Origin of the sequence: Rhizobium leguminosarum (assembly GCF_004123835.1) — a bacterium.
Taxonomy (GTDB): Bacteria; Pseudomonadota; Alphaproteobacteria; order Rhizobiales; family Rhizobiaceae; genus Rhizobium; species Rhizobium leguminosarum_M.
The window spans coordinates 686343-710118 of record NZ_MZMU01000012.1; the positions used below are offsets into that span (position 1 = coordinate 686343).

Below are 23776 nucleotides of genomic sequence, written 5' to 3' on the forward strand. Positions count from 1 at the left end.
GATTGCCAAAGTTTAACTTTCCGGCGCCGTTCCGGTTGGGCAATGATCGGCCGATCAGCGGTTATGGAGAAGTGGCAACTCCGTTGGGGTAAACGTCTGTGTGCCGGTTGGAACGACCGCGGAAGCAATCGGCAATACGTTGTGTACATTCCTAGAAGAGAATCCCGGCATTCGCGAGGCCACCGGCGACGAGCTGATGACGACGTTGATCGCCTATAAATACCACTGCCCCGTGCCGTAGGAACGTCGAACTTACGCCGGCTTGTTGGTTTCGATGAAACGGCTGAGCGAGGTGGCGGCGTTCAGCATGTGGGCGCGCATGCGCCGGGATGCCATCTCGCCGTCGCCTTCGGCGATCGCCTGCATGATCGCCTCGTGTTCGCCCCGGGATCGACGGAGCCGTTCGCCCTGGCGCAATTGCGTGCGCCGGAAGGCGTTCAGGCGGTTGCGCACGGCGATCGCCTGTTCGGCAAGGAAGCTATTGTGGGTGGCGTGATAGATGGCTTCATGGAATTGGTGGTTGAAGCTGTCATAGGCGTCGAAATTTCCGGCTTCGACAATCGGCTCTGAGAGGACGTGCAGTTCGATTAGGTGGCTCCGCTCTAGCGGCGTCATGCGGTAGGTGGCGAGCCTGACACATACCGCCTCGATCTCGGCCACCGTCTCGAACATCTCCATGATGCGTTCCGGCGTCATGCGGGCGACGACGCCGCCGCGCCGGGCGCGAAGCTCGACGAGGCCGCCCGCCGCCAGCTGACGCAACGCTTCGCGAACCGGCGTGCGGGAGGCGCCGAAGCGATCGGCAAGCTGCTGTTCGTCCAACGCTGCGCCCGCCGCCAGCGTGCCGGTGGCGATCTCGTCCGTCAGGGCGTTGCGAATGCGGTCGGAGAGCAACCCGCGATCATCGCCGTCATCCTCGGTTTCGAAACCACTTGCCATTCCGTCATCTCCGATCTGTTTGAGCATCGACCTCGATCGATTGTGTATGCAAATGCGGTTGTGGATGCGCTCAGCGTATACGCAGATGACATCACGAAGGTGTTACGTATTTAATAATTGACTTTATATCGGATGGGAATACATAAATTTCCAGCGAGCAGGCTTCTGCATACACGAAGCCGCTTCAAATACCGATTTGAATACGACGGGAGCCGCAACGCGACGAAGGCCAGCGCGCGCCGGGCAAGCGAACCGCTCCGACACGGCATCACAGACCAACCGATTTTGACTTGGCTTCCGTTCTTCGGTCCCGAGCCGACATGCCTTCGATCCTTCAATTCCTGGACGCACAAGGAACCAGATCATGATGATGAACAGACGGACTTTCTCGGCCGCCCTTGTTGCCGGCGCCGCTTCTTCTCTGCTTGCCACCCGCGGGATGGCCGCGACATCCGCTCCCGTAACGGCGCGCAGCGTCGTGCTGGCGCACGGGCTGTTTGCCGACGGCTCGTGCTGGACCGAGGTGATCGCGCGCCTGCAGGCGGCCGGGCTCAATGCCACGGCGGTGCAGAACCCGCTGACGACGCTGCCCGAGGCCGTCGCTGCCGTGAAGCGGGTGCTCGACCGGCAGGATGGCCCGACGGTTCTGGTCGGGCATTCGTTTTCCGGCATGATGGTCACTGAGGCCGGCGTGCACCCGAATGTTTCGGCGCTCGTCTATGTGGCGGCGCGGGCGCCGGATGCAGGTGAGGATTATACCGCTCTCGCCAAAACCTTCCCGACGCCGCCGGCGTCCGCCGGCATCGTCTTCGACGGGGACGAGGGGCGGCTGAGCGAGGAAGCATTCCTGCGGGATTTCGCCGGCGACCTGCCGGAGGCGAAGGCGAAAGTGCTCTATGCCGTACAGCAACCGTTCCAGAAGGCGCTGCTGACCGGCAAGACGACACAGGCCGCCTGGCGTTCGAAGCCGAGCTGGTATGCCGTTTCGACCGAGGATCGGACGATAAATCCCGATCTCGAACGCTTCATGGCCAAGCGCATGGGAGCAAAGACCATTGAAATCCAGGCCAGCCATCTGTCGTTGATCTCCCACCCGGACGAGATCACAAAGCTGATCCTCACGGCGGCGGGGCAGAATACGGACTGATGCCGAGGCCGGGAAGCCTCAGGGTCGTTCGCCGGCTGGTCACCGACTTGCTTTGGTGATGGGCCATGATGCCGCGACGGTCGCGTCAAGTTTGGCCGAGGTTCGGAACAAGAGGCGGCCGGGGGTGTTAACCGAGCTAAGCCTCCATCGAGGTTGCAGTTCACCTCGTTTGCGAGAGACCGCTATGGCCATCCACTTCAATCATACAATCCTCTTGGCTCGCGACAGCAAGGCCTCGGCAGATTTTCTGGCCGAAATGTTGGGGCTGCCGGCGCCGCGGCGCTGGGGGCCGTTCTACATGGTCACGACCGACAACGACGCCAATCTCGATTATATGGATACGGAAGGCGAGATCGACCGCCAACACTACGCCTTCCTGGTCGGAGACGGTGAATTCGAGGCAATATTCGATCGAATTCGCGAGCGGAACCTGCGCTACTGGGCTGATCCCGGCCAGCGGAAGCCGAGCGAGACCAATGACCACGACAGCGGGCGCGGGGTCTATTTCGAAGATCCGAACGGCCACCTGGTTGAAATCATCACGCGCCCCTATGGCAGCGGCGGCTGGAATCCGTGAGCTTGGCGCCAAGGGAGGCGACCCCGGTGCCGATCATGGTCAATCATACCAGGCGGCAGCATCCCTGAGCGGCGAGGGGCCGCTCCTCTCATATCGGTCGGCGCAGCGGCCTGAACGCTGCTCGAAGCTCGGCGGAGAAGAGCTCCGGCTGCTCCCATGCGGCGAAGTGGCCGCCCTTGTCGACCTTGTGGAAATAGATAAGGTTGCGATAGGCGCGACGGGCCCATGTCTCCGGGGCCTGATAGCTCTCCCCAGGAAAGACGGTGATGGCGACCGGAAGCGCGATCTTGGAGGTCTTCTCCCCGGCCGCAAGGACGGGACTGCGCCCGCCGCCATATTCCCAGTAGATCCGGGCCGAGGAAGCGGCGCTGTTGGTCAACCAGTAAAGCGTGATGTCGTCGAGCACCTCGTCGGGAGACTTTTCGGGATCGCTGCTGTCGTAGGTCCAGTGCGTGAAGCCTGGATGACCGAGCGTCCATGCCGCAAGGCCGGCCGGCGAATCCGATATGGCGTAGCCGATCGTCTGCGGCCTCGTGCCCATCATCGTGGCATAGGACCTGTTCCCCATCTTGGCTGCGGCGCTGAGGGCATCGAACGCAGCGCGTTCCTCGGTGGAGAGTCGCTGCGGCGCCGGCCCGCCCGCGGCGAGCACCGCGGCAACTTCGGGCGGCACGACAGCCGGCAGGTTGATGTGGATGCCGAGTAGACCTTGTGGCGCGAGCCGTGCCATCGCGCCGGAGACCGGCGAGCCCCAGTCGCCGCCCTGGGCGACGTAGCTGCTGTAACCGAGGCGCTTCATCAGTCCCGCCCAGGCCTGCGCGATGCGGTCCGGTCCCCAGCCGATGCCGGTCGGCTTGCCGGAGAAGCCGTAGCCTGGCATCGACGGAATGACCACGTCAAACGCATCTTCGGCGCGGCCGCCATGGGCAGTCGGATCGGTGAGGGGGCCGATGATCTTGAGGTTCTCGAATACCGATCCCGGCCAGCCATGGGTGATGATGACGGGCAGGGCATTCGGATGTTTCGAGCGGACGTGAATGAAGTGGATGTCGAGGCCGTCGATCTCGGTGATGAATTGCGGCAGCGCGTTCAGCTTCGCTTCCGCCTTTCGCCAGTCGTAGCCGGTGCCCCAATATTCGACGAGCGGCTTGATCTTTTCGAGCTGTATGCCCTGCGACTGGTCGTCGACCGTCTCGCGTTCGGGCCAGCGTGTTGTCAGCACACGCCGGCGAAGGTCGACGAGGTCCGCCTCGGGAATGTCGACCTGGAACGGTCGAATCGCATCTCCCGTGGCAGCCGATGCCGGGTAGGAAGGAAGCAGGCTCGCCACGCCCGCGGCGGCGATCCCGATCGCCGCGGTGGTCAGGAACCTGCGCCGGTCGCGGTTCAGGGATTCCGAGCCGGCACTTGTGAGCATTTCGAAGAGCATAGTCATGGCATTGTCTCCTTTGAAGCAGACGCCTTGGGCAAGACTTCGATGAGTTCGGCCGTCATCAGAATAGCATGGGCGTAGGTCGGGCGTTCAGCTTGTGCGCAGCATGCATCATTTGGTGCGAGAAGGCGGCCGTCGCATCGCTCACCAGGGTCCCGTGATAACCGATGGCGAAGCGGGCGGTGGATTCGATGCAGGTATTCCCGCCGGATCAACTCGATGCGAGGCCGGCCGTATCGCGCAGGTGATCGGGATGTGTGCCGCCGCCCATACTTCTCGCCACCATCGCGACGATGGTTTCGAAGAGTTCGTTCTTTGCCTCGACAGCGGTGATGTCGCCCGACGCGGCGGCATAGGAGAGGGCTTCGGCGGCGCCGAGCATGGCCCAGAGGCCGGCTGCGGCGATCGTACCGGCACCGGTAAAGGGCGAAAGCGCGATGCGGCATTTCTCGATGAAGGCCGCTTCGTATTCGCGCTTGATCCTTTCGAGTTCCGGTGAGCCGGCAAGTGCTGCGATCACACCGGGGATTTCGCGGCCCTGAAGAAGCACGCAGTCGACATAGGAGGTGGCGATGACTGTGGCCCGGTCGGCGAGCGACGGCTGGCTTGCAGCAAGGGCTGCGTCCATCACAGCCGTCTGGCGGGCGTCGAATTCGCGGTAGAGCGCTGCGAGCAGGCCGGGGCGGGTTTCGAAATGATCATAGACCACGGGTTTCGTTATGCCCGCCCGCTCGGAAAGCCGGCCGAGGGTCAGCGCTTCCGTTCCCTCGTCACGGGCGATCTGCCAAGCGACGTCGAGCAACTGGCGATGCCGATCCTGCCGCGACAGGCGGCGGCGCGGTTGCGGATCGGTCGGCTGCCCTGCTGTTTCGGCGCTTGACATCACTATATACCAAAAGTAACTTACTGAAAGTAGCTTACCAAAGGTATACAGCCCGCGTCTTCCGTCCGCAATCATTCAATAGGAGTTTTCTGCATGCACGCGCTCATCGTCGTCGCGCATCCCGATCCCCGGTCGCTCACCCACGGCGTTGCCGCCCATCTTGCCGAAGGTGTCACACTTTCCGATACCGGCCATTCCGTCGAGTTTGCCGATCTCGCGGCCGAGGGCTTCGATCCCCGGTTCACCGCTGCCGATCTCGGCCTGCATCTGAGGGACGAGGCGGTGCCGGCCGATGTCACCGCCGAGCAGGCGAGGATCGACCGCGCCGATGCGCTGGTGCTCGTCTATCCCGTCTACTGGTGGTCGATGCCGGGGCTGCTCAAGGGATGGATCGACCGGGTGTTCACCAATGGCTGGGCTTATGACGATCGCTCGGGTACCGGGGTGGCGAAGCTGCTCGGCCGTCTGCCGGTGCATCTGGTCGGGCTTGGCGGCGCCGATGCCGGGACCTATGCGCGGCACGGCTATTTCGGCGCCATGAAGACGCAGATCGATCACGGCATCTTCAACTATTGCGGCGCCCCCGTAGTGACATCCGAGCTGCTGCTCGAAGCCGGGCCGGACGATGTGGCCGCTCATCTCAAGGCGGCGCGCGCCATCGGCTGCGGGCTTTTTGACGGTTCGCGGCAATAGAGGGCTGTCCGGCCGCGCCGTTTTGAGGGTCGGCGCAGGCAGAGTCTTGCGCCACCGGCCTTTTCACGAGAAAAGCCTTGGATGAGCATTCCCAAGACACATCCCTTCGATTTCGATCCCACCTACGGCATGCATCTCGCGGAGCTTCTCGCGGTCGAGCCGCCCGAGGCGGCTGCGGGTTTCGACGATTTCTGGAAGGCGCGTTATCTCAAGGCGCTGGCGGTCGATCCGCAGCCGGTGCTGCGCCGGAGCAAGATCACCCATCCCGACTGGCACGTGCTCGATCTCGTCTATATCTCGACCGGTTCATTCAGGATCGGCGGCTGGCTCATCCTGCCGCGTCGGGGGGAGGTGCGGCGCGGCCTCGTCGTCGGGCATGGTTATGGCGGGCGGGATCGGCCTGAATTCGATCTGCCGGTCAAGGAAACGGCAGTGCTTTTTCCCTGCTGCCGCGGGCTGTCGCTTAGCGCTCGTCCGCCGATCTCGCAGAATCCCTCCTGGCATGTGCTCCACGATATCGACAAGCCGAAATCCTATATCATCGGCGGCTGCGTCGAGGATATCTGGCTCGCGGTTTCGACGCTTGTTGCGCTCTATCCCTGGCTTTCGGAGCATATCGGTTATAGCGGCATCAGCTTCGGCGGCGGTGTCGGGGCGATGGCGATCGCTTACGACCAGCGCATCGATCGCGGTCATCTGGCGCTGCCGAGCTTCGGGGATCAGCCGTTGCGGCTGACCTTGCCGACAGTCGGCAGCGCGCAATCGGTGCAGGAGTATCATAAGAAACACGCAGATGTGCTCGAGACGCTTCGGCTCTACGATGCGGCAACGGCCGCTTCGCGGATCAAGGTGCCGATGCTGGTTGCCGTTGCGCTGTTCGATCCTTCGGTGGCGCCGCCCTGCCAGTTTGCTGTCGCGAATGCGATACCAAAATTTAATGAAATCTTCATCCTGGATGCAGGGCATTTCGACTATCCTGACAGCGCAGAGCAAGAGGCGGTTCTCCGCGACAAGGTGGGACAGTTTTTCAGGGTGCCATGAACCGCGAATATCTGCGCTGGTACAGTCAGCGGCTGCATCGAGACATGGAGATGCTGGTGTTCGGCCATGCCGGCGCCAAGGTTTTGGTTTTCCCGACGCGGGAAGGGCGCTTCTTCGAATATGAGCAGCTCGGCTTGGTCGGAAGCCTCGCCGACAAGCTGCAGGCCGGGCAACTTCAACTCTATTGCATCGAGGGCCTGGCGGCCGAGACCTTCTATGGCTTTCACCGGCACCCTGCCGAGCGCATCCGCCGGCATGGCGCCCTTGAGGATTATATCCTACACGAAGTGCTGCCGCTGATGGCGGCGAAGAACCAGCATGATTGCACCATCGTGCATGGCTGCAGCCTCGGCGCATTCCAGGCGGCGAGCCTGTTCTTTCGCCATCCGCATCTCTTCCGCAAGCTCGTCGCCTTTTCCGGCCGCTACGACCTGACGATGAGGGTAGAATCCTTCGGCGACCTGTTCGACGGCTATTACGACGACAGCGTCTATTTCCACACGCCGACGCATTTCCTTCCCGGTCTTGGCAGCGACTGGCGGCTAGACAGGCTGCGCGAGAGCGACATCGTCCTCACCATCGGCGATGCCGACCCCTTCCTCGACAACAACCGCTATCTCAGCCGGCTGCTTGGTGAAAAGAATATCGGCCATCAGCTGCATGTCTGGGACGGACGCGCCCACCGCGCCGGCGCCTGGCGGAAGATGGCGCCGCTTTACATCTGACGTCCTCGGGATGCGTTCATATGCAATCCAAACTCGCCGAGGTGTAAGCGGCACCTATGAATGTCGTAGTTTTTATGTGCGTCGGCCTTTGAAGCATTGACATTTGCAAAGAGTAATTCAAACGTAAAACGTTTTTGGCGATCAAAATGCACGCAGAGGATTAGTATTCTGGTTGTTGTTTAACAACCGCATCAGACTTGTTCTGCAAATATGATGAATTTACTCGGCTTAAGATTGAATATTGGGGGGTATAAGTTTGTTTGTCGGTCGCCCTCGTCTTTACGGGCTTATTGTCGCTGCACTGGTATTTTTGCCGGGATTTAAAGCGACTGCGGCAGGCCTGACTTGTCACCAAAACATTGAAGGTTCAAGCCTTCCCACTCCTCCCTCTGGTTTTCTTGGGTTCTTCTGGAGTTTTGAGAGCGACGTTATTGCCGCCTTTCCACTTACTACGCCTGCTAGCCGGCTTTCATCGTGGATGGATCAGGAGAGCTTTAGCTCGTTGTCTTACGGTCCCTTCGATACAGCTACTATCGACGAAGATGATGAGATCCGAAGATCCTCTGAGTGGGTAGCCGCTGCGAAGAAAATAAATAGTAGATTTAAAGAGATTCGGACTTGGTGTGGGGTGTCGTACTTCTCTGTAGCTTGGAATTCCGATGGATGTGGAAACCTAACTGAGGTTTTCGCTGACGAAAAATATGTGTAAAGGATATTCTTCCGTAGGGGACAACTAATGGGCTCGCTACAAATAGGCGTTAATAATTTGCTTCTGGGTTTCGGCCACGAATTTGTCGAGATCGGCCGCAGGCAGATTCACGGAATGCCGCCCCAATGTAATGCGGCCGTCGCCACAGGGGCGTCCCATAGCGCGATTTCCTCGTCGGTCAGCAGGGCAAGCGTGACCGACAGTCCCTGCATGTCGAGCGAGGTGACGTAGGTTCCAACAAGCGAGCGTTCGATCGGGATGGCTTTCTCCTCGATGAAGCGGCGGGCGCTGTTATAGGCGAGATAGAGTTCGGCGGGTGGGGTTCCGCCGAGGCCGTTGACGAAGAGCAGTGCCTTGCCGCCCGGCGTCATCGCGATGTCGCCGGCGATGGTCTGGCAGAGATGATCGATGATGGCGTCCGAGGCGGCGAAAGGCTGCCTGGCATGGCCGGGCTCGCCATGGATGCCGACGCCCATTTCCATTTCGTCGGGTCCGAGCGAAAACGTCGTGCGCTCGGTCTGCGGCACTGTCACGCCGTTCAGCGCGACACCCATCGAGCGGATGCGTGTGTTCAATCCCTCGCCAAGCTGCTTCAACTCGGCCAGCGACATGCCGCGTTCGGCCGCAGCACCCAGGAGCTTTTCGACGATCAGCGTTCCGGCGACGCCGCGCCGGCCGGGGCCTTCGCCTATTCTCGACGTCTCGATATCGTCGCTGACGACGACCATGTCGAGGCTGTGGCGGTCGCCGGCCATCTCGATCGCCATTTCGAAATTCATCAGGTCGCCGTCGTAATTCTTGACCACGAGCAGGCAGCCGGCGCCGGTATCGGCCTCTTCGATGGCGGCAATGATCTGGCTTGGCGTCGGCGAGGTGAAGATATGGCCGACGCAGGCGGCATCCAGCATGCCGTGGCCGACGAAGCCGATATGCATCGGTTCATGGCCGGCGCCGCCGCCGGAGATGAGCGCCACCTTGCCAGGGGTGAGATGGCGGCGGCGGATGCATTTGCGCTCGGGCCCGAACACCACGAAGGCCTCATGGGCGCGCACGAAGCCTTCGACGCTTTCGGCGACCATGGTTTCCGCAGTGTTCATGAACTTCTTCATCAAGCCCCTCCCGAGGCCAAAAGCATTACGTTACGTCAACCTGCTCACTACTCACTAACCACTACTCACTCGCCCCTGAAATCGCGACGATCTTCTGCACCAGATCGGAGATCGCCTCTTCCAGCAGGCGGTTCTTCCTGTCGTCGCCGAAGTCCGGCACCATCAACGACAGGTGCCGCAATTTCTCGGAATGGCCGAGATCCGGCAGCTTGCCGGGATGGGCGGCCTGATAGGCTTCGAGAAAGCGCTCCTCCTCAGTGGCGCTGAAATGGCAGACGCGGACGATCGTCGCGAGATGGCGCGCCGGCAGCGGCGTCGCATAAGTCGGGCTGGTGATCTGGGTGACGAAGCTGCGATGTTTTCCAAGCGCCGTCGCCAGGCGCTGGCGTGTGCCCGATGGCCTGTTGTCGATGATCTGCGCCAGAATGGACTTGTAGGCGATAATGGCGTCTTCGGTGTCTTCGCGCGCCATTCTACTCTCCGGCTGCCCTTGTGCCATCGGCGTTGAGGCCGATGATCGCCGATCTTATCGCGGGACGGCGGGCCGGCGCCACGGAAAAATGCCGAAGGCCGGCGGCGAGCAACCCCGAGAGATAGCTGGGATTGCCGGCCATGTCGCCGCAGATGCTGGTGGGCTTGCCAGCGGCAAGCTTCACCGCCTGGGCAATCAGCCGGAGCACGGCGGGCGCTGCCTTGCCGGCATCGGCGTCGATGTCGTCGCGGGCGGAGGCGGCGAGATATTGCGTGAGATCGTTGGTGCCGAACGAGAAGAACGCCGCCGACCCGAACTTGTCGAGCATCAATGCGGCAGCCGGCACCTCCACCATCATGCCGATCGGCGGCATCCGGTGGAGCAGGGCGCGGCGGCCGAGCTTTTCGGCTTCCTCGCGGAACAGTTCGCGCATCCTGTCGATCTCGTTGGGAAAGGTCACCATCGGCAACATCACCGACAGCCTGCCGAAGACGGCAGCGCGCAACAGGGCGCGAGCCTGGACGCGGGCGATTTCCGGCCGGGCGAGCAATAGTCGGACGCCGCGCAGGCCCGGGGAGAGAGCCGGCAGGTCTTCGAGGCCGGCGAGCGGCTTGTCTCCGCCGATATCGAGCATTCTGATGATCACCGGCTTCTCGCCCGCTTGCTCCAGCGCCCGGCGATAGATTGCCAGCTGCCGTTCCTCATTGGCGGCATCGGCGATCGAGGTGACTGAAAATTCCGAGCGCATCAGGCCGACGCCTGCCGTTGCTGCATCGAGCGCGTCGATCTCGGCGGGATCGTTGATGTTGATGGAGATGAAGATCTGCACGCCGTCTGCCGTCCGCAGTTCACTGCTGCCGGTTTGCATATCGCCGGTAGGTGCTTGTGCAGGTGCCAGCGGCGGGATCAGCATACCGCCTGCTTTCAGGGTGACCGCACCGGCGTCGCCATCCACGCTGACAGGATCTCCATCTGCGGCCGAAAAACGGCCCGTGCCGACCACCATCGGCACCGATTTCGCCCGGGCGAGCAGGGCGACGTGGCCGGCGGTGCTGCCTGCAAACAGCGCGATGCCGCCGCCTTTCGACCAGTCATGGGCGAGAAAGCGGCTCGGCTCCATATCCTTGCCGATGAAGACCGAGCCGGGCGGGAAATCGGCGATCGGGGTGCCGGCGAGCGCGCCGAGCACGCGGTTCTTGATGTCGAGAATATCGACGGCGCGCGCCCGCATCTGCTCCTCGTCGGCCGCTTCGAGTTCGCCGATATAGGCGTCGAGGGTGGCGACCCAGGCAAAGACGACGTTCTGATCCTCTTCCATGCGTGCGCCGGTCGCTTCCGCGATCGTCGGGTCGCGCAGCACCTCGATCTGGAAATCGATGATATCGCGGCTTTCGGCGTCGGCGCCCTCGGCGAGGTGTTCGAGTTCGTTGATCGAGATGTCGATCGCCTTTTCCAGCGCGCCGAATCCGCCGACGGTTCCGGGTGCTGTGGCAGCGTCCGGCCGTTCGGCAGCGGAAGGAGCCTTCGTCTCCTCCGCGAGAAAGGCCGGGCCGGATGCGATGCCCGGGGATGCGCTCTTTGCTTTCAGCCTAAGCGGTTCGGCCATGTTTCTTTTCCTCATCGAAGTTGCGCTCGATGAGTTCCTTCAGCGCGCGGATCGCCTCTTCGGCGAGAATGCCGTCGGCGCGGATCCGGAGGATCGAACCTTTACGGATTCTCGCGCCCATGATCTTGATGATGCTCTTGCCGTTCAGCCAGACGTCGCTGCCGTTGACAGCGATCTCGATCGAACAGGGGAAGGACTTGGCAAGCCGCGTGAAGGTGACGGAGGGGCGGGCATGCAACCCGACGCCGTGCTTGACTTCCACCTCCGTCTGGCAATTCACATGCAATGGATCGGGCTCCTGTTTTTCACTACGCAATCCGCTCGTCATCAGGGGGACAGTTCCTCGGCTGTGGCGACGACCTTGGCCAATGATGCGCCCCCCGACGCCTCGGCGGCGGCGATGACGGCGCCTTCGACGAGCGGCGCGTTGCAGATGGAGACGAGGCCTGAGCGGGGAAGCCCCAGCATTTCGATCGCCATCTCGCTGTTGGTTTCGGCGCCGCCGAGATCGACGAAGACGGCGACGCCGGCATCGGACCAGGCGGCCTCGATCGCTCTCAGTATGCCGCCGGCATCGGTGCCGAGTTCGCCATGGACATTGCCGCCCGACCAGGCGAGCGGCACACAGTCGCCGACCATCTGCCGGACCATGTCGGCGATGCCCCGTGCCACCAGCGGCGAGTGGGAGACGATCACGATGCCCACATTTGTGGTCTTTCCATTCATTGCGGACGGTGCTCCCCGAGATAGCGGCAGATCGCCGTGGTCAGCAGCGCGCAGCTCGACGCGCCGGGATCGACATGACCGATCGAGCGGTCGCCGAGATAGGCGGCGCGCCCGCGCATTGCCTTCATGTCAGCAGTGCGGTTGGCGGAACGCTCGGCCCTGCGGGCGATTGCGCCGAGCGGCGAGCGGCTGGCGAGTGCCGCATGCACGGGATAGAGCACGTCGAGCAGGGTCTTGTCGCCGGCATGCGCCCGACCGCGTCTTGCGACGGCGTCGATCGCCTGTTTCAGCACCAGCGAAAAATCGGCCTTTTCCTCGCTTTTCCTAAGCTCGCGGCCGATCTCCATCAGCAGCGTGCCGTAGAGCGGTCCGGCCGCACCCCCGACATTCATCACCAGGGTCAGGCCGATCTTTTCCACGGCGTCGGGAAAGGGCAGGCTGGACAGGCTCTCGCCTTCGGCGCTGACCGCCTCGCAGCCGCGCCGCATGTTGGTTCCGTGATCGCCATCGCCGATGGCGCGATCGAGCGCGCAGAGGTGATCGGTGTTTTCCGCGATCGTCGCGCGGCACACCTCGATCAATCCTGCCACAAGCACTGGTTCCGCCTGCACTGCCGTTCTCCCTGTCGCCGCGTCTCCCGCGCGTCTCTCAAACTTTACTCGCTCAGGCGAGGCTTGCCGCTACGCCGAACGCGCTGGCAACCGCGACAGCGCCGGGATCGGCGACACCCGCCAGGTCTCTTTCGCCGACATAGGAGGCGCGTCCGGCTCTCGCCTTCATCATCGTCTTCGTCGACTCGGCACCCGCTGCGGCTGCCCTTGCTGCTGCGGCGACATCGCCGGATGCGAGCGCCTGCAGAGCCGGCGAGAGCGCATCGACCATCGTCCGGTCGCCGACTGCGGCTCCTCCATAGAACGTCATCCTGTCGAGCCCGGCAAGAAGGGCTGCAGATATATCGGCTTTGTCGGCCATCGCCTTTGCCGCGGCGGTGAAGAAGATCGACAACAGCACGCCGCTCGATCCGCCCATGCTGGTGCCGAGAATATCGCCGAGCGCGGCGAGCGTTGCCGCCGGCCGGTCGAGCGGAAGCGTTTCGAGGCGGGCCAGCACGCTGCGGGCGCCCGTCGCCACCGTCGAGCCGGTATCGCCGTCGCCGACGCGGCCGTCCAGGCGGTTGAGCTCGCTTTCCTGCGAGATCAGATGCTCGCAGAGCGCCGTGATCAGGCGACGGTTGCGGCTGTTCTCCCCGGCCACGGCCGTACCGTTCAATCCGGCTGATGTTTTCGGCGCGGCGATGATGTGGATCTCGTGGCGTTCGACGGCCGGCATCCAGGCATGCGGTTCGACCGCGGCCGTCAGCGCTGCCTCGCGCGCGGCATCCAGCCGGATCAGCGACAGCGAGAAGCCGTTCATATTGAGCGCGGTCATCATCGGCGCTGGGCCGATGATCAGACGGATGCGATCGGCAAGCTGCGAGGACAATACAGCATTGGCGATGACGGTCATTTCGAGCGGCGGCACGGCGCCAAGATTGTTGATGAGGAGGCAGTGGCTTGCCCCTTCGCGCAACGTCGGCGACAGGCGCGCCACCATGGTGGCGACGATATCGGCGACCGGCTGCAGCGTGATGCGCTCGACGCCCGGCTCGCCATGGATGCCGAGGCCAAGCTCGCCTTCGTTCTCGCCGAGGCGGTCCTCATGGGCCTGGCCGGGCACGCTGCAGGTGGAGAGAGACATGCCGAGCGAGACGATATCGCCGGCCGCAGCCGCGGCATGGGCTGCGACCGTCTTCAGGTCCTCGCCCTTTTCGGCGTGATGGCCAGCGATCTTGTGGACGAACAGCGTGCCGGCGACCCCGCGCGGCTGGTTGATCTCGGGGATGGCGATATCGTCGGCGACGATGACCATCTCGACATCGAAGCCCTCGGCGCGCGCCTTTTCGGCGGCGAGGCCGAAATTCAGCCGGTCGCCGGTGTAGTTCTTGACGATCAGCAGGGCGCCCTTCGGGCCGGCCACGGCGCGGATCGCCGTCAGCACGGCATCGACGCTCGGCGAGGCGAAGATTTCGCCGGATACGGCAGCCGTCAACATGCCCTTACCGACGAAGCCGGCATGGGAGGGCTCATGGCCGGCGCCGCCGCCCGATATGATCGCCACCTTCGACTTGTCCCAGTCCGCGCGCAGGATCACCTTGATGTCGGGAAAGCTGTCGAGGCGGGCAAGACGACCCTTGCTGTTCGTCAGAAGCAGACCGTCCAAGGCTTCCGTGACGATGTTTTCCCTGCGGTTGAAGAAGTGTTTCATCGATTGAGACCCGTCTGTTTGTTTTTCATGCCATCATCATGTCTGTTTGCCGGTCAGGACAGGCGCTGTCCAGCCGCATCGAAATAAAGCGGATCGCGCAGCGTCAGACTGATCCGGTCGCCCGGCGCGATCGCCAGATATGGATCTGCAAGTGTGACGAGCTTGTGATTGCCAGCCCTGATGTGCAGATGGTTCTGGTCGCCCAGATGCTCGATCCAGTCGATCTCGGCATTGGCATCCTTGCCGACAACGATGTCGAGATGTTCGGTGCGCGCACCGACTGTTTTCGTGCCCGCAGGCGGCTGGCCGCCCGGCAGCAGGTCCGCAGGCAACAGGTTGATGTGCGGCTGGCCGAGGCGGGCGGCAACATGCAGGTTGGCGGGATTGCCGTAGATCTCGCGCGGTGTTCCCACTTGCATCAGCCGTCCCTCGGCAACGATGCCGATGCGGTCGGCCATGGTCATGGCTTCCACCTGGTCGTGAGTGACATAGAGCAGCGTCGAGCCCAGTTCCTTCTGGATACGCTTCAGTTCCAGGCGCAGTTCGGCGCGCAGTTTGGCGTCGAGCGAGGACAGCGGTTCGTCCATCAGATAGATCGCCGGCCGGCGCACCAGCGCCCGGCCGATCGCGACACGCTGCATCTCGCCGCCGGAAAGTCTGGTCGAGCGGTTCTCCAGCTTGTGGTCGATCCGGACCATGCGCGCGACTTCGCGCACGCGCCGGTCGATCTCCGCAGTGCTGAGTTTGCGGACCGGCGCCTTCAGCGGGAAAGCGAGGTTCTCGTAAACCGTCATATGCGGATAGAGCGAATATTGCTGGAAGACGAAGGCGACGTCGCGTTCGGCGGGCGCTTCGGCCGCGACATTGCGGCCGCCGATCTCGATACCGCCGCTATCGGGCTTTTCGAGGCCGGCGATCAGCCGCAGCGTTGTCGTCTTGCCGGCGCCGGTGGGACCGAGCAGCACGACGAATTCCCCGTCGCGGATCGAAAGATCGAGGTCGGCCAAAGCCTGGGTGTCGCCGAAGCGCTTGGCGAGGTTCCTGAGGACGACATCAGCCATGCCGGGTCTCCTGATAGAGCGAGGATGGCACCGCGCGGCCCGAGGTGCAGTCGAAGAGCGCGAGTTTCGCCGGGTTGAATTCGAGGCCGACCCTTTCGCCGATCTGGAAGCTGCGATTGGCGGGAACGCGGGCCTTGATCAACCCGCCCTGAGTTTCCACAGCGACGACCTGGTTGGTGCCAAGATATTCGCTGCCGTAGACGGCGCCGCGAAGCCGCGAGGCGTCGCTGAAGCGGATATGCTCCGGCCGGATGCCGAGCGCCAGCTCGCTTTCGGCCATGTCCTGGTGGATCTCGGGAACGGCAACATCGACGCCGTCGAGCAGGACGGAGCGGTCGCCGCTTTTCAGGCCGGAGGTGAAGCGCATGAAGTTCATCGGCGGCGAGCCGATGAAATCGGCGACATACATGGTCGCAGGCTTGGCGTAGATCTCCTGCGGCGTACCGAATTGCTCGATGACACCATGGTTCATGACGGCGATCTTGTCGGCCATCGCCATCGCCTCGTGCTGGTCATGGGTGACGTAGACGGTGGTGGCGTGGATGCGGTTGTGCAGTTCGCGCAGCTCATGGACCATGATCTCGCGGAACTCGGCGTCGAGCGTGCCGAGCGGCTCGTCCATCAGAAAGCATTTCGGACGCCGGACGATGGCGCGGCCGAGCGCCACGCGCTGCCGGTCGCCGCCGGCAAGGCCGGAGACCGAGCGGTTTAGAATATGATCGATCTGCAGCAGACGCGCGGTCTCTTCGACACGCTGACGGATTTCAGCCTTGGGCATGCCCTGCGACAGCAGCGGGAAGCCGATATTTTTGCGCACGTTCATATGCGGATAGAGCGCGAAGAGCTGGAAGACGAAGGCGATGTCGCGGGCGCTGGCACGGTTGAAGGTGACGTCCTCACCGTCGAGATAGATCTTGCCGCTCGACGGCAGCTCGAGGCCGGCGATCATGCGAAGCGTCGTCGTCTTGCCGCAGCCGGAAGGCCCGAGCAGCGCCAGGAACTCGCCGTCATGGACGGTGAAGCTCGAATCCTCGACGGCGACGAAGCTGCCGAATTCCTTGCGGAGATTTTCGATCCGGATATCCGCCATGGTTCACTCCGGGAATTTCGAGACGATGATGAACATGACGGTGCCTATGAGCAGGGTGACCAGCGAATAGGTGTAGAGCACCAGCAGGAAGGGCTGAAACAGCATCAGGAAGCCGAGCCCGATCAGCACGGTGGCGATGGCCTCCATCGGGCCACGGCGCAGGAAGAAGGGCCGTTTCGGACGGGCAGGGGTGCGGGTGCGCGTTTCTATCAGATGGCTCATTTGCGGACGGCTCCGAAGGTGATGCCGCGCAGCAGCTGCTTGCGCAGGAGAATGGTGAAGACGAGGATCGGGATCAGGAAGATCGTCGTGCCGGCTGCAACTGCCGGCCAGTCCTGTCCACCTTCGCCGATGATCGTCGGGATGAAGGGCGGCGCGGTCTGGGCCTCGCCCGATGTCAGAAGGGCGGCGAAGGCATATTCGTTCCAGGCGAAGATCAGGCAGAAGATCGCGGTCGCAGCGATGCCCGTCGTTGCCTGCGGCAGCACGACCTTGCGGAAGGCCTGCAGTCTCGTATAGCCGTCGATCATCGCCGCTTCCTCGTATTCGCGCGGGATCTCGTCGATGAAGCCCTTCAGCAGCCAGACGGCGAGCGAGACGTTGACGGCGGTGTAGAGCAGGATCATGCCCAAGGCGGTGTCGGACAGGCCGAGCTCGCGATACATCAGGTAGATCGGGATGGCGACGGCGATCGGCGGCATCATCCGCGTCGACAGGATGAAGAACAGCAGGTCGTCGGCGAGCGGCACCTTGAAGCGGGAAAAACCGTAGGCAGCGAGCGTGCCGAGGAAGACCGCGAGGAAGGTGGAGCCGAAGGCGATCACCAGCGAATTGACGAAGCGCGGCACGAAGTTCGACGGGCCTGCTATCACCATGTTGCGCTTGCGCGTCACCTCATCGCAGGTGCCGACCGGCGCCGGCAGCGAGGCGATATAATCCGGCGTCTGCCGGGTGCGCGTGGTGAACAGGTTGCAATAGCCCTCGAGCGATGGCGAAAAGACGATCTTGGGTGGATAGCTGATCGAATCCGGCGGCGACTTGATGCTGGTCAGGAAGATCCAGACGAGCGGGATGAGGGTGATCAGCGCATAAAGAACGACGGTGGTGCCGGCGATGCGCTTGCTGGTGAGGCTCGGTACGACGACCGAATGGGCTGAATTGGCGGCGCTCATCGTTGCTTCACCTTGTTCAATGCCTTGACGTAGATGTTGGCGAGGCCGAACACCGCGACGAAGAGGATGATGGCGAAGGCCGAGGCCCGGCCAGTCGCCCAGCTTTCGAAGGCGGCGCGCTTCAGCGTGATCGAGGCGACCTCTGTGACCGAGCCCGGACCGCCGCCGGTGAGCAGCGTCACCATGTCGAACATCTTGAAATTCTCGATGCCGCGGAAGAGCACGGCGAGCATGATGAAGGGCAGGGCCATCGGCACGGTGATCGACCAGAACTGCCGCCATGGCGAAGCGCGGTCGACCTCGGCCGCCTCATAGATATAGTCGGGGATCGAGCGCAGGCCGGCGAGGCAGATCAGCATCACATAGGGCGTCCACATCCAGGTATCGACGATGATGATTGCCCAGGGCGCCAGCGTCACGTTGCCGAGCATCTGGATATCCGATGTCGGAATGCTTGTGACCAGCGACACGGCATAGGCGAAGAGGCCGATCTGCGGCTCGTAGAGGAAGCGCCAGAAATTGCCGACGACGGCGGGCGACAGCATCATCGGGATCAGGATGATCGTCGTCCAGAAGGCGTGGCCGCGAAACTTGCGGTCGATCAGATAGGCGAGCGTGAAGCCGATCACCGTCTGCAGCACGATCGTCCAGAAGACGAAATGCGCGGTGGTCTGCATTGCCTGCCAGATGTCGGGGTCGTTCAGAACGCGCTGGTAGTTTCCGAAGCCGACGCCCTGGACCGGCGCATTCGGCCGGTTGGCGCGGTAGTTGGTGAAGGAGAGATAGACCGCCCAAAGCAGCGGGAAGATGTTGATCGCCAAGAGCAGGGTGATGGCAGGCGCAATGAACAGCCAGGCGATCGCCCTGTCGGAGAGGCCGCGGACGCGCCGGGCGACCGAGACCGGCGTTGCCCTTGCTGTCGCATCGGCTGCCTTCTCGACGATGGAGGATTGGGAAATAGTCAAGTTTTCACCTGGTCTTTTAGGATATGGGAGATCTGGCGGCCCGGCTCGTCTACCGATCCGGGCCGCCAACCTGGTGAGGATGGCGCAGAGGGATGCCGCCGGTCCCGTCGGGCACTAGATCTTGCCGTCGTCCTTGAAGACGTCACTCCAGTCCTTCACCAGGCCATCGAGTGCTTCCTGGGCGGTGCCGTTGCCGGCGACCACGTAGTTATGGACGCGCTTTTGCATGGCCTGCAGCAGCGAGGCGTAGCTCGGCTCGGCCCAGAAGTCCTTGACGATCGCCATCGAGTCCAGGAAGGCCTGGGCATAAGGCTGGCTCTTGGCAAAGTCCGGCGCGTTGACGACGGAGTTCAGGCAGGAAAAACCGCCAAGTTCCCACCACTTGGCCTGCACGTCGGGCTGTGCGAACCATTTGATGTATTGCAGGGCGGAGTCGCGCTTGTCGGAGTAGGAGACCACCGAGATGCCCTGGCCGCCGAGCTGGGCGAAGTGGGCCTTTTCAGCCGGATTGGGGAAGAAGCCGATCCTGTCGCCGCCGACCTTCTCGTCCTTGTAGAGGCCGGGCCAGGTGAAGGCGAAATTCATCTGCATGGCGACCTGGCCGGATTTGAAGGCGTCGGCGGATTCGACCATGTAGACGTTTGAGCTGCCGGGCGGCGTGCAGCAATCATAGAGCGACTTGTAGAATTCGAGGCCCTTGACTGCATCGGTCGAGTTGACGAAGCCTTCCATGTCATAGGGCTTCTGCGGATTTTCGTACTGGAAGCCCCAGTCGTATAGCACGTTGGTCACGCCCATGGTGATGCCTTCGGAGCCGCGCTCGGTATAGATCGAGGCGCCATAGACTGTCTTGCCGTCGATCTCGCGCTTCTGGAAGAACTCGGCGATCTGCTTTAGCTCGTCGTAGGTCTTCGGGGCTGCGAGATCGTGGCTGTACTTCTCCTTGAATTCCTTCTGCAGTTCCGGCTTTTCGAACCAGTCCTTGCGGTAAGTCCAGCCGACGACGTCGCCCATGGCAGGCAGCGCCCAGTAGTTCGGCGTGTTCTTCGGCCATTCCGAGTAGCCGACGACGGTCGCCGGCACGAAGTCATCCATCTTGATGCCTTCCTTGTCGAAGAAGTCGTTGAGCTTGACATAGTGGCCATTCTCGGCCGAGCCCCCGATCCACTGGCTGTCGCCGATGATAAGATCGCAGAGCTTGCCATGGGAGTTCAGCTCATTGAGGAAGCGGTCGGCATAACTCGTCCAGGGAACGAATTCGAACTTCATCTGCGTGCCGGTCTTGGCGGTGAAATCCTTCGACAGCTCGACGAGCGCATTGGCGGGGTCCCATGCGGCCCAGCACAGCGTCAGTTCATCGGCTTTGGCGAGATTGGGCATTGCCGACGACATGACGAATGCCGTGGCTAGCCCGAAAAGGGCTTTCGATGTTTTCTGCATAAGTTCCTCCCAGAACCAAGGGCCGGCTCCCCGCCGGCGTCGCATGTTCACCCACTTCAGAGAATGCTCACATGAACTCCTCAATCATCATGTTTAGCAATATGTTTAGTGATATCCATTTTTATAAACATTGCAAGCGCCAATCGTTGCTGCAATGCGACAGGTGTCGCACCACATGGGCGGATAGTTTGGGGCGATCTTTTTTTGGCGGATCGCGAAAAAATCTTTGGCGAGCGTACCGATGCAGCGACATCTGGCCTCGTTGCCGCATCGATCGCACGGTATGGACTGCACGCCGCTCCTGTTTTTCCCCGGAGCGGTTCAAGCTTGGCCTCGCTTCGGTGGGGCCTTTTTCTTGAATCCTTTCCTGGGTCGAAGCCGCTAGAACAGGATGATTTTAGGCCGGGTCGGCCTAAAATCTGAATCCTGTTCTACGTTATATAGTTAGAGCATGATGTCGTCCGAAAACCGCTCACACTTTTCGGCATCATGCTCTAGGTATCGGGCCGTATCGGGAATATTCCTGCGCAGTGCGAGATTTAGCCTTTCCGGCCGGATGCAACGGGCGTATTCAGCCAGTGCGCGGCTTTCCATGTCCGCGCTCCTCCGCGCGGCAGATCTCCGATCGGCTTCCTTCCCGTTTTCCTGCCGCGTCATCCTGAATTTTCATTGGCAGATCGATGACCACGGCAGAGACGAGCGAGAATGGGCAAGAGGCGGCAGGCGGCCGCCAGGCGAAGATCGTGGCACTGGTCGTTGCCGTTTCCTTCTTCATGCAGATCCTCGACGGCACGATCGTCACCACCTCGCTGCCGCAGATGGCGGCAAGCTTTAACGTGCAGCCGGTATCGATGAGCATTGGCATCACCGTCTACATGCTGACGATGGCCGCCTTCATTCCGCTGTCGGGCTGGCTCGGCGATCGGTTCGGCGCGCGCCGCATCTTCCTGATGTCGATCGCCGTCTTCACCGGCGCCTCGCTGTTCTGCGGGCTGTCCGGCAGCCTTGCGGAATTCGTGCTGTGGCGCGCCGTGCAGGGGGTGGGCAGCGCACTGATGACGCCCGTCGGGCGTATCATCGTGCTGAGGAATGCCCGCAAGTCGGAACTGGTCCAGGCGATCGCGCTGATCACCTGGCCGGCGCTGACGGCGCCGGTGATCGGCCCGGTGCTCGGCGGCTTCATCACGACCTATGCCAGCTGGCACTGGAACTTCCTCATCAATATCCCGATCGGCATCCTCGGCATCGCGCTGGTGCTGCGTTTCGTGCCGGAGCAGCGCGAGACCAATCCCGGCCGGCTGGATCTCCTGGGCTTCGTGCTCAGCGCCGCCGGGCTGACCTTCCTGCTCGCCGCTCTCGAACTCTCGGTCAAATGGGACGGCGGGCTTTTGCCCATCACATCAATGCTGGCGGCGGGCATCGTGCTGTCAGTCATGGCGACGCGGCATTTCCTCGCCGTCGACAATCCGCTGCTCGATCTTTCGGCCTTCCGCATCCAGACCTTCTCGATGTCGACGCTGTCGGCGGGCACGGCCTGCCGAATGGCGATCAATGCGACACCGTTCCTGCTGCCTCTGCTGTTCCAGCTCGGCTTCGGCCTGAGCTCGATTGCCGCCGGCACCTATCTGCTCGTCTATTTCCTCGGCAATTTCAGCATGAAGGCGGTGACGACGCCGCTGCTGCGCTTCTTCGGCTTTCGCACGGTGCTTGGGGTCAACGGGTTGATCGCAGCGCTTTCGATCGTCGGCTGCGGTTTCCTCTCGCCGGAGACGCCGCCGTTTTTCATCCACGCGCTGCTTTTCCTCGCCGGCCTGTCGCGGTCGATGGAATTCACCGCTTTGAACACGCTCGCCTTCGCCGATATCGGCCCGGCGCAGCGAAGCTCGGCCTCGACGCTGTCGAGCATGCTGCAGCAGGTATCGATGCTGCTCGGCGTGGCGGTGGCGGCGGCCGTGCTCAACATCGCCTCGGCTCTCAGGGGTGCCGACAATCCCGTCCTTGCCGATTTCCGCTGGGCTTTCGTCGTGGTCGGGGCGATCGGGGTCGGCTCGTCGCTGCGCTTCCTGCAGTTGCCGGCAGAGGCGGGGGCCGAAGTATCCGGTCATCGGAAATTCCAGAAAAATTAGCTTATTCACGGAACCAATCGAGCCGCTCGGCGTTCATGCATCTCATTTCAGGTTTTTCGTTTCCCCATCTCCTTCAACGACTTCCATAGGGATCCTCCCACGCCAGGGTCATGTTCTGAAAATGCCGGCTTCCCGACATCCTCCTTCCGCGCCGCCTGCGACAAGAGCGAAGGATAACCGCTGTTTACCCCATGCGGCCAATGCAATACGACATTGCCATGCGGACGACTCGGACGCTTGCGGGCGGTCGTCGCTGCGAGAGAACGCCGGGAGACCGAATGAGCAATTCTAGCGGCGATGCGGATGCCCTGATCCACATCCTCTATATCGACGACGACGAGGGGCTTGCCCTCCTGATGCAGAAGAACCTGCGTCGGCGCGGCTTTTCGGTCGAGTGGGCCGAGAGCGGCGCTGCCGGCCTTGCAAGACTTGGCGAAGGCGGTATCGACGCCGTTGTGCTCGATCATGTCCTGGCTGGCGAGACCGGCCTCGACATTTTGCCCAGCATTACGGCGATGCCGGATCATCCCCCGATCATCTATGCGACAGGTTCGGACGATACCAGCATCGCGGTCGCGGCGCTGAAGGCCGGCGCCGACGATTACATGCTGAAGGGGATCTCAGCCGATTATTTCGACCTGCTCGCCGCCGCCCTCGAACAGGCGTTGGAGCGGACGCGTTTTCGCCGCGAGACGGTGCAGGCGCAGGAGGTGATCCGCCAGCAGCGCGACCTTGCCGAAATGCTGCTGGCCGAAGTCAATCACCGCATCGCCAACAGCCTCGGCCTCGTCGGTGCGCTGATCCGCATGCAATCCTCGATGACCACGGATCAGGTTGCGATCGACGCGCTGCACGAAACGCAGATGCGCATCAACGCCATCGCCAGCGTGCACCGCCGGCTCTATACCAACCGGCAGGTCGGCTCGGTGCAGGTCGATGAATATCTGAACAGCCTGCTCACCGAACTCGAAACCTCGATGCGCGACGACAAGCGGCCGCACCGGATCGTCCTCACCGCGCAGCCGGTCAATCTGGCGACCGACAAGGTGATCACGCTCGGGCTGATCGTCAGCGAACTCGTCACCAATGCTTTCAAATATGCCTATTCGGACAACGTGCCGGGCGAGATCCGTGTCATCGTCGACCAGACGGATGGGGCATTGCGCGTCATCGTCGAGGATGACGGCGCCGGTTTCGACCCGTCGAGCCCGGCCAGGGGAACCGGCCTCGGCACGCGCATTCTGACGGCCATGGCGGCGAGTCTGAAGTCGGATTTCGCCTATGACCCCGGCCACGACGGAACCAAGGCGACGCTGGTGTTTTCGTTGCATGAGGGGAAGTAGGTAAGTGTGAAGGGCAATGGGAAGGGAGTGCCGTGCAGCCCCCTCATCCGGCTGCCGCCACCTTCTCCCCGCTGGGGAGAAGAGATTCGTGGCAACGTCTCGATTCCCTCTTCTCCCCAGCGGGGAGAAGGTGCCCGTAGGGCGGATGAGGGGGCCACTCGGCACCCCTTATCCTATTTGTACAACAGCTTACCGAAATAACATCAACAAACCAAA

24 protein-coding genes and 1 pseudogene are annotated in these 23776 nt (G+C 62.3%); 7 read left to right on the forward strand and 18 right to left on the reverse strand.

The window, feature by feature from the left end:
• Positions 1 to 252: 252 nt before the first annotated feature.
• On the reverse strand, positions 253 to 939 hold the full coding sequence (locus B5P46_RS20180) for a GntR family transcriptional regulator (RefSeq protein ID WP_129420261.1): 687 nt from the start codon (positions 937 to 939) through the stop codon (positions 253 to 255).
• 364 nt (positions 940 to 1303) lie between these two features.
• Here B5P46_RS20180 and B5P46_RS20185 point away from each other — a divergent pair, with 364 nt between their 5' ends.
• Positions 1304 to 2086 (forward strand): alpha/beta fold hydrolase, encoded by a 783-nt coding sequence (locus B5P46_RS20185; RefSeq protein ID WP_129420262.1) that lies wholly within the window; start codon positions 1304 to 1306, stop codon positions 2084 to 2086.
• Positions 2087 to 2270: 184 nt separating this feature from the next.
• The gene (locus B5P46_RS20190; protein WP_129420263.1) at positions 2271 to 2663 is read left to right on the forward strand and encodes a VOC family protein; all 393 of its coding nucleotides are present in this window, start codon (positions 2271 to 2273) and stop codon (positions 2661 to 2663) included.
• Positions 2664 to 2751: 88 nt separating this feature from the next.
• Here the strand turns inward: B5P46_RS20190 and B5P46_RS20195 are convergent, their stop codons facing one another.
• The 3 genes and pseudogenes from B5P46_RS20195 to B5P46_RS20200 all read right to left on the reverse strand — a co-directional run bounded on the left by B5P46_RS20195 (position 2752) and on the right by B5P46_RS20200 (position 4978).
• A complete protein-coding gene (locus tag B5P46_RS20195; RefSeq protein ID WP_129420264.1) occupies positions 2752 to 4098 on the reverse strand; it encodes an epoxide hydrolase family protein in 1347 nt (448 codons plus the stop codon).
• Positions 4095 to 4297: pseudogene (locus tag B5P46_RS34975) on the reverse strand (cysteine hydrolase); the annotation flags it as partial. The gene B5P46_RS20195 and the pseudogene B5P46_RS34975, both read right to left, overlap by 4 nt.
• 9 nt (positions 4298 to 4306) lie before the next feature.
• On the reverse strand, positions 4307 to 4978 hold the full coding sequence (locus B5P46_RS20200; RefSeq protein WP_129420265.1) for a TetR/AcrR family transcriptional regulator: 672 nt from the start codon (positions 4976 to 4978) through the stop codon (positions 4307 to 4309).
• 93 nt (positions 4979 to 5071) lie between these two features.
• Here B5P46_RS20200 and B5P46_RS20205 point away from each other — a divergent pair, with 93 nt between their 5' ends.
• The 3 genes from B5P46_RS20205 (at position 5072) to B5P46_RS20215 (ending at position 7437) form a co-directional block, all read left to right on the forward strand.
• Entirely contained in the window at positions 5072 to 5671 is a 600-nt protein-coding gene (locus tag B5P46_RS20205) for an NAD(P)H-dependent oxidoreductase (protein ID WP_129420266.1), read from the forward strand.
• An 81-nt stretch (positions 5672 to 5752) separates the two neighbouring features.
• Positions 5753 to 6712 (forward strand): acetylxylan esterase, encoded by a 960-nt coding sequence (locus tag B5P46_RS20210; RefSeq protein WP_129420267.1) that lies wholly within the window; start codon positions 5753 to 5755, stop codon positions 6710 to 6712.
• A complete protein-coding gene (locus B5P46_RS20215) occupies positions 6709 to 7437 on the forward strand; it encodes an esterase family protein (RefSeq protein ID WP_129420268.1) in 729 nt (242 codons plus the stop codon). Before B5P46_RS20210 ends, B5P46_RS20215 begins: the two co-directional genes overlap by 4 nt.
• Positions 7438 to 8253: 816 nt before the next feature.
• On the opposite strand, the gene B5P46_RS20220 is transcribed toward B5P46_RS20215, so the two are convergent.
• The 14 genes from B5P46_RS20220 to B5P46_RS34520 form a co-directional block, all read right to left on the reverse strand.
• Complete coding sequence (locus B5P46_RS20220) at positions 8254 to 9255, reverse strand: dihydroxyacetone kinase subunit DhaK (protein WP_129420269.1); 1002 nt, start codon at positions 9253 to 9255, stop codon at positions 8254 to 8256.
• 61 nt (positions 9256 to 9316) lie between these two features.
• Positions 9317 to 9727, reverse strand: coding sequence for a hypothetical protein (locus tag B5P46_RS20225; protein ID WP_129420270.1), 411 nt, complete (start codon positions 9725 to 9727; stop codon positions 9317 to 9319).
• A 1-nt stretch (position 9728) separates the two neighbouring features.
• Complete coding sequence (locus tag B5P46_RS20230; RefSeq protein WP_129420271.1) at positions 9729 to 11333, reverse strand: putative PEP-binding protein; 1605 nt, start codon at positions 11331 to 11333, stop codon at positions 9729 to 9731.
• Positions 11317 to 11661 (reverse strand): HPr family phosphocarrier protein, encoded by a 345-nt coding sequence (locus B5P46_RS20235; protein ID WP_026230806.1) that lies wholly within the window; start codon positions 11659 to 11661, stop codon positions 11317 to 11319. The genes B5P46_RS20230 and B5P46_RS20235 overlap by 17 nt, the downstream gene beginning before the upstream one ends.
• A complete protein-coding gene (gene dhaM, locus B5P46_RS20240) occupies positions 11661 to 12059 on the reverse strand; it encodes a dihydroxyacetone kinase phosphoryl donor subunit DhaM (RefSeq protein WP_129420272.1) in 399 nt (132 codons plus the stop codon). Before dhaM ends, B5P46_RS20235 begins: the two co-directional genes overlap by 1 nt.
• On the reverse strand, positions 12056 to 12670 hold the full coding sequence (dhaL, locus tag B5P46_RS20245; RefSeq protein ID WP_129420273.1) for a dihydroxyacetone kinase subunit DhaL: 615 nt from the start codon (positions 12668 to 12670) through the stop codon (positions 12056 to 12058). The genes dhaM and dhaL overlap by 4 nt, the downstream gene beginning before the upstream one ends.
• Positions 12671 to 12722: 52 nt before the next feature.
• Positions 12723 to 14363, reverse strand: a complete 1641-nt coding sequence (locus B5P46_RS20250; RefSeq protein ID WP_129420274.1) for a dihydroxyacetone kinase subunit DhaK — start codon at positions 14361 to 14363, stop codon at positions 12723 to 12725.
• Positions 14364 to 14416: 53 nt separating this feature from the next.
• Positions 14417 to 15424, reverse strand: coding sequence for an ABC transporter ATP-binding protein (locus B5P46_RS20255; RefSeq protein WP_129420275.1), 1008 nt, complete (start codon positions 15422 to 15424; stop codon positions 14417 to 14419).
• Complete coding sequence (locus B5P46_RS20260; RefSeq protein ID WP_129420276.1) at positions 15417 to 16514, reverse strand: ABC transporter ATP-binding protein; 1098 nt, start codon at positions 16512 to 16514, stop codon at positions 15417 to 15419. The genes B5P46_RS20255 and B5P46_RS20260 overlap by 8 nt, the downstream gene beginning before the upstream one ends.
• Before the next feature lie 3 nt (positions 16515 to 16517).
• Positions 16518 to 16736, reverse strand: coding sequence for a hypothetical protein (locus B5P46_RS20265; RefSeq protein WP_129420277.1), 219 nt, complete (start codon positions 16734 to 16736; stop codon positions 16518 to 16520).
• Positions 16733 to 17686, reverse strand: coding sequence for a carbohydrate ABC transporter permease (locus B5P46_RS20270; RefSeq protein ID WP_129420278.1), 954 nt, complete (start codon positions 17684 to 17686; stop codon positions 16733 to 16735). Before B5P46_RS20270 ends, B5P46_RS20265 begins: the two co-directional genes overlap by 4 nt.
• Positions 17683 to 18651, reverse strand: a complete 969-nt coding sequence (locus B5P46_RS20275; RefSeq protein ID WP_129420279.1) for a carbohydrate ABC transporter permease — start codon at positions 18649 to 18651, stop codon at positions 17683 to 17685. Before B5P46_RS20275 ends, B5P46_RS20270 begins: the two co-directional genes overlap by 4 nt.
• Before the next feature lie 114 nt (positions 18652 to 18765).
• Positions 18766 to 20091, reverse strand: a complete 1326-nt coding sequence (locus B5P46_RS20280) for an ABC transporter substrate-binding protein (RefSeq protein WP_129420280.1) — start codon at positions 20089 to 20091, stop codon at positions 18766 to 18768.
• Positions 20092 to 20535: 444 nt separating this feature from the next.
• On the reverse strand, positions 20536 to 20685 hold the full coding sequence (locus B5P46_RS34520) for a hypothetical protein (RefSeq protein WP_164986506.1): 150 nt from the start codon (positions 20683 to 20685) through the stop codon (positions 20536 to 20538).
• Positions 20686 to 20771: 86 nt separating this feature from the next.
• On the opposite strand from B5P46_RS34520, the gene B5P46_RS20290 reads away from it, so the two are divergent.
• On the forward strand, positions 20772 to 22217 hold the full coding sequence (locus B5P46_RS20290; RefSeq protein ID WP_129420281.1) for an MFS transporter: 1446 nt from the start codon (positions 20772 to 20774) through the stop codon (positions 22215 to 22217).
• Positions 22218 to 22495: 278 nt separating this feature from the next.
• Complete coding sequence (locus tag B5P46_RS20295) at positions 22496 to 23560, forward strand: sensor histidine kinase (RefSeq protein WP_129420282.1); 1065 nt, start codon at positions 22496 to 22498, stop codon at positions 23558 to 23560.
• Positions 23561 to 23776: the final 216 nt, after the last annotated feature.

What these genes read in the sequence shown, in the direction of transcription:
- B5P46_RS20180 (WP_129420261.1), bottom strand. Translation starts at nt 939, where the DNA reads ATGGCAAGTGGTTTCGAAACCGAGGATGACGGCGATGATCGCGGGTTG.
- B5P46_RS20185 (WP_129420262.1), top strand. Translation starts at nt 1,304, where the DNA reads ATGATGATGAACAGACGGACTTTCTCGGCCGCCCTTGTTGCCGGCGCC.
- B5P46_RS20190 (WP_129420263.1), top strand. Translation starts at nt 2,271, where the DNA reads ATGGCCATCCACTTCAATCATACAATCCTCTTGGCTCGCGACAGCAAG.
- B5P46_RS20195 (WP_129420264.1), bottom strand. Translation starts at nt 4,098, where the DNA reads ATGACTATGCTCTTCGAAATGCTCACAAGTGCCGGCTCGGAATCCCTG.
- B5P46_RS20200 (WP_129420265.1), bottom strand. Translation starts at nt 4,978, where the DNA reads ATGTCAAGCGCCGAAACAGCAGGGCAGCCGACCGATCCGCAACCGCGC.
- B5P46_RS20205 (WP_129420266.1), top strand. Translation starts at nt 5,072, where the DNA reads ATGCACGCGCTCATCGTCGTCGCGCATCCCGATCCCCGGTCGCTCACC.
- B5P46_RS20210 (WP_129420267.1), top strand. Translation starts at nt 5,753, where the DNA reads ATGAGCATTCCCAAGACACATCCCTTCGATTTCGATCCCACCTACGGC.
- B5P46_RS20215 (WP_129420268.1), top strand. Translation starts at nt 6,709, where the DNA reads ATGAACCGCGAATATCTGCGCTGGTACAGTCAGCGGCTGCATCGAGAC.
- B5P46_RS20220 (WP_129420269.1), bottom strand. Translation starts at nt 9,255, where the DNA reads ATGAAGAAGTTCATGAACACTGCGGAAACCATGGTCGCCGAAAGCGTC.
- B5P46_RS20225 (WP_129420270.1), bottom strand. Translation starts at nt 9,727, where the DNA reads ATGGCGCGCGAAGACACCGAAGACGCCATTATCGCCTACAAGTCCATT.
- B5P46_RS20230 (WP_129420271.1), bottom strand. Translation starts at nt 11,333, where the DNA reads ATGGCCGAACCGCTTAGGCTGAAAGCAAAGAGCGCATCCCCGGGCATC.
- B5P46_RS20235 (WP_026230806.1), bottom strand. Translation starts at nt 11,661, where the DNA reads ATGACGAGCGGATTGCGTAGTGAAAAACAGGAGCCCGATCCATTGCAT.
- dhaM (WP_129420272.1), bottom strand. Translation starts at nt 12,059, where the DNA reads ATGAATGGAAAGACCACAAATGTGGGCATCGTGATCGTCTCCCACTCG.
- B5P46_RS20250 (WP_129420274.1), bottom strand. Translation starts at nt 14,363, where the DNA reads ATGAAACACTTCTTCAACCGCAGGGAAAACATCGTCACGGAAGCCTTG.
- B5P46_RS20255 (WP_129420275.1), bottom strand. Translation starts at nt 15,424, where the DNA reads ATGGCTGATGTCGTCCTCAGGAACCTCGCCAAGCGCTTCGGCGACACC.
- B5P46_RS20260 (WP_129420276.1), bottom strand. Translation starts at nt 16,514, where the DNA reads ATGGCGGATATCCGGATCGAAAATCTCCGCAAGGAATTCGGCAGCTTC.
- B5P46_RS20265 (WP_129420277.1), bottom strand. Translation starts at nt 16,736, where the DNA reads ATGAGCCATCTGATAGAAACGCGCACCCGCACCCCTGCCCGTCCGAAA.
- B5P46_RS20270 (WP_129420278.1), bottom strand. Translation starts at nt 17,686, where the DNA reads ATGAGCGCCGCCAATTCAGCCCATTCGGTCGTCGTACCGAGCCTCACC.
- B5P46_RS20280 (WP_129420280.1), bottom strand. Translation starts at nt 20,091, where the DNA reads ATGCAGAAAACATCGAAAGCCCTTTTCGGGCTAGCCACGGCATTCGTC.
- B5P46_RS34520 (WP_164986506.1), bottom strand. Translation starts at nt 20,685, where the DNA reads ATGGAAAGCCGCGCACTGGCTGAATACGCCCGTTGCATCCGGCCGGAA.
- B5P46_RS20290 (WP_129420281.1), top strand. Translation starts at nt 20,772, where the DNA reads ATGACCACGGCAGAGACGAGCGAGAATGGGCAAGAGGCGGCAGGCGGC.
- B5P46_RS20295 (WP_129420282.1), top strand. Translation starts at nt 22,496, where the DNA reads ATGAGCAATTCTAGCGGCGATGCGGATGCCCTGATCCACATCCTCTAT.